Source organism: Acidiplasma aeolicum, from assembly GCF_001402945.1.
GTDB classification, from domain to species: domain Archaea; phylum Thermoplasmatota; class Thermoplasmata; order Thermoplasmatales; family Thermoplasmataceae; genus Acidiplasma; species Acidiplasma aeolicum.
The window spans coordinates 1-3,572 of record NZ_LKBG01000052.1; the positions used below are offsets into that span (position 1 = coordinate 1).

The window sequence follows — 3,572 nt, forward strand, 5'->3', positions numbered from 1 at the left end:
GTACATTTTATTAAATAATATTATAATAAAATAATGTTAATATCCATTAAAGGCATTACCAATTATGGACTTTGATTATAATAAATTATTAAATGATGCTTCAGATGTATTATCACAGAAAAATAAATTCGAGGAAAGGCTTAAGGTACCGGAGCCAGATATAATATATGAGGGTAAGACCACGATTATCAGGAACTTCCTTGATATAGCAGACATGCTTAACAGGAATCCCGAGGATATTGTAAAATACTTAACAAAAGAATTCGGTATTGGGGCCAACATTGACCAGAGAAGGCTAATTATTAACAGAAAGATCAGTGAGGAGGAAATAAGGGCGAAGATGGACCAGTATATGGCCACCTATGTTTTTTGCTATGAATGCAATTCACCTGATACTGTCATAGAAAAGGTGGGCAGAACCAGCCTGCTTGTTTGCAAGGCGTGCGGCGCCCAGCATCCAATAAGAACTGTTAGGGAAATCAAGGAGGAGGAATCAGAGTTATCTGAGGGCAAAACGTACAATGTTACTGTAACAGAGATAGGAAGATCAGGTGAAGGCCATGCAAGATATGGAGATTTTATAATATACATACCCGGTGTTAAGAAGGGGCAGAATGTAAGGGTATTAATTAAAAAGATTAGAAAGAATATAGCCATAGCCGAAGTTGTAAAATGAAAGAGACCTTAATTACAGATACAAATTCCCTAATATACTCAATAAAAAATAGGCTTGATATAAGAAATGCAATTTTAAATTTACCGGTTGCATTTGAAATATTAATTCCTGAATGTGTAATAGATGAATTAAAGGGATTATCAAGGACATACTGGTATGCCGGGGCGGCCCTAAAATATTCAGAGTATTTTAATGTTATTAGGTCCTCAGGGATGGGTGATGACTGTATATTAAAAACGGCTGAGGCTTTAAATTGCTATGTTCTAACCAATGACCGCGGGCTCATACAGAGGTTAAGGTCTAAAAATATCAGGGTTTTAATTTTCTCCCAGGGTAAAACAATTAAAATGATTTAAATTTCATTTTTTATGCTTTAATTTATTTAATATATTGCCGAAATTAATATTTTATTAAAATATAATATTAATATTGTCATTTATTTTAAAATTATTATTTGTTTATTTATTTTCCTATCATAATGTTTAAATTTAAGGATAAGATTAAAAATTATATCCTTTCATGATCTATCTTACCCATAAAACCACCACAAAAAACAATCAAAAAATTGAACAATTGCTGAAAAAGATAAAATCTGGGTAAAATAACCATGAAAAGAATATAGGGTGATCATATGGAAAGTGATATAAATTTGGGTTTGGAAGATGTATTTATTAAGCATACATCATTGACATACATAGATGGAATTAAGGGCATACTTAGATACCGCGGATATGATATTAATGACCTTGTCAGTAACTGCTCCTTTGAGGAGGTTTCATATTTAATGATTTATGGTGAGCTTCCCAATAAAAAGCAGCTGGATGAATTTACAAAAGAATTAAAGGAACATTACAAACTGCCAAGGCATGTGCTTAGCCTTATTTCAGAGCTGCCAAGGGATTCAGATGCACTGACAATGATGGAAACTGCCTTTGCATCCATGTCATCCGGTGAGTACTCATGGAATAAGGAAAATGATAGAAAACAGGCAACAAAAATACTTGGCGAAAACCTGGGCATTATTTCCAACATTTACAGGCATAAAATGGGATTAAGATTAAAGGAACCTGACCCAAAATATGGATATGCCGAGGCATTTTTAAGAAACTGCTTTGACAATGTCACTGAGGATGAAATTAATGCAATGAATGCCGCTCTTATAATCTATATTGACCATGAGGTGCCAGCATCCACCACGGCCGCCTTAATCGCCGCATCAACATTGTCAGATATGTATTCATGCATTACTGCTGCAATTGCCGCATTGAAGGGGCCACTGCATGGAGGGGCTGCTGAGGCAGCATTCAACCAGTTTCTCGCCATTAAAAAACCCGAAAATGTGGATTCATGGTTCGAAGATAATATTGTGAATAAAAATAAAAAGCTCATGGGATTTGGCCACAGGGTTTATAAAACATATGACCCAAGAATGAAAATATTTAAATCAATAGCGGAAAAGCTGGCCATTACTGACGATGAAAAGAATTTGCTTAAAATAGCAGAAAATCTTGAAGACCTTGGAATAAAAAGATTTTCCTCAAAGGGTATATATCCAAATACAGATTATTATTCCGGGCTTGTATTTAACGAAATTGGATTTCCGGTATATACATTCACGGTATTATTTGGATTTTCTAGGGTTCTTGGATGGGTTGCACATATCTCGGAATACGTTGAAAATGAGGAGAGGCTTATAAGGCCAAGGGCGGTTTACATAGGGCCTGGGGAAAAACAGTTTAAAAAAATTGATGAAAGATAATTTTTTTATTTTATGGAAGTTACAAAAATATTTAATTTTAATTGAAATATAAGCCTATGGCAAACAAGAAAATTTCTATTATTGGCGCTGGCGCTGTTGGAGCCAGTGTGGCACAGGTTCTGGCAATAAAAGATGTGGCCGACATATATATTTTTGATATTGTTGACGGGCTTGCTGCTGGAAAGGCTCTTGACATTCAGGAGGGTGCACCCCACTGGGGTTTTGATTATAAATTGAGGGGTTTCTGCACCGCTGATGAGAAAGAGTATGAAAATTTAAAGGGTTCTGATGTAATAGTTGTTACTGCTGGTCTTGCAAGGAAGCCAGGAATGAGCAGGGATGATTTACTTCTAAAAAATATAGGCATAATGAAGGATGTTGGAGAAAAAATTAAAAAATATTCACCTGAATCAATTATAGTTGCGGTTACAAATCCTGCAGATATAATGGCATATGCACTTCAAAAGGCATCTGGCATAGAACCATCTAGAATTCTCGGGCTTGGTGGATCACTGGACAGCGCAAGATTTAGAACATTTCTTGCAGAGGCTCTTGATGTTTCCGTTGAGGATGTAAATGCATTTGTCATAGGCGGCCATGGGGATGATATGGTTCCATTCATAAGGTACTCAAGTGTATCTGGAATACCAATAGAACATCTTCTTCCAAAGGAAAAAATAGATGAAATTATCAAAAGGACAAGATTCGGTGGTGGTGAGATACTCAACCTTTATAAAACAGGAACTGCTTTTTATGCACCCTCAATATCAATAGCTGTAATGGTGGAATCCATAATTAAAAATAAGAAGAGGGTAATTCCATGTGCTGCATACCTCACAGGTAATCATGCAAAACACTATGGAATAGAAAACATGTTTATTGGAGTTCCTATTAAAATAGGTGCCAGTGGTGTTGAGGAAATCTATGATTTACAGTTTAATGAGGAGGATAAGGCCGCATGGGAGAAAAGCGTTGAATCTGTAAAAAAGAATTCCAAACTTGCAGACGATTATTTCTCGGGAAAAATAAAAAGTTAATTTTTATATCCTTATAAATATTTTTAAATATAACGAATATAATCATTAAATTGCGTAAATTTTTATTTAGTGTTATATTATGTACATTAACTTTAATTTA

4 protein-coding genes are annotated in these 3,572 nt (G+C 35.0%); all 4 read left to right on the plus strand.

Annotated features, from left to right (window positions below; translation table 11 throughout):
* Nucleotides 1–64 precede the first annotated feature (64 nt).
* The 4 genes from AOG54_RS01840 (at nt 65) to mdh (ending at nt 3,472) form a co-directional block, all read left to right on the plus strand.
* A complete protein-coding gene (locus AOG54_RS01840; protein WP_052656875.1) occupies nt 65–676 on the plus strand; it encodes a translation initiation factor IF-2 subunit beta in 612 nt (203 codons plus the stop codon).
* Entirely contained in the window at nt 673–1,032 is a 360-nt protein-coding gene (locus tag AOG54_RS01845) for a type II toxin-antitoxin system VapC family toxin (RefSeq protein ID WP_048102373.1), read from the plus strand. The genes AOG54_RS01840 and AOG54_RS01845 overlap by 4 nt, the downstream gene beginning before the upstream one ends.
* Before the next feature lie 275 nt (nt 1,033–1,307).
* Complete coding sequence (gene gltA, locus AOG54_RS01850) at nt 1,308–2,435, plus strand: citrate synthase (RefSeq protein ID WP_048102374.1); 1,128 nt, start codon at nt 1,308–1,310, stop codon at nt 2,433–2,435.
* A 56-nt stretch (nt 2,436–2,491) separates the two neighbouring features.
* Complete coding sequence (gene mdh, locus AOG54_RS01855) at nt 2,492–3,472, plus strand: malate dehydrogenase (RefSeq protein WP_048102376.1); 981 nt, start codon at nt 2,492–2,494, stop codon at nt 3,470–3,472.
* Nucleotides 3,473–3,572: the final 100 nt, after the last annotated feature.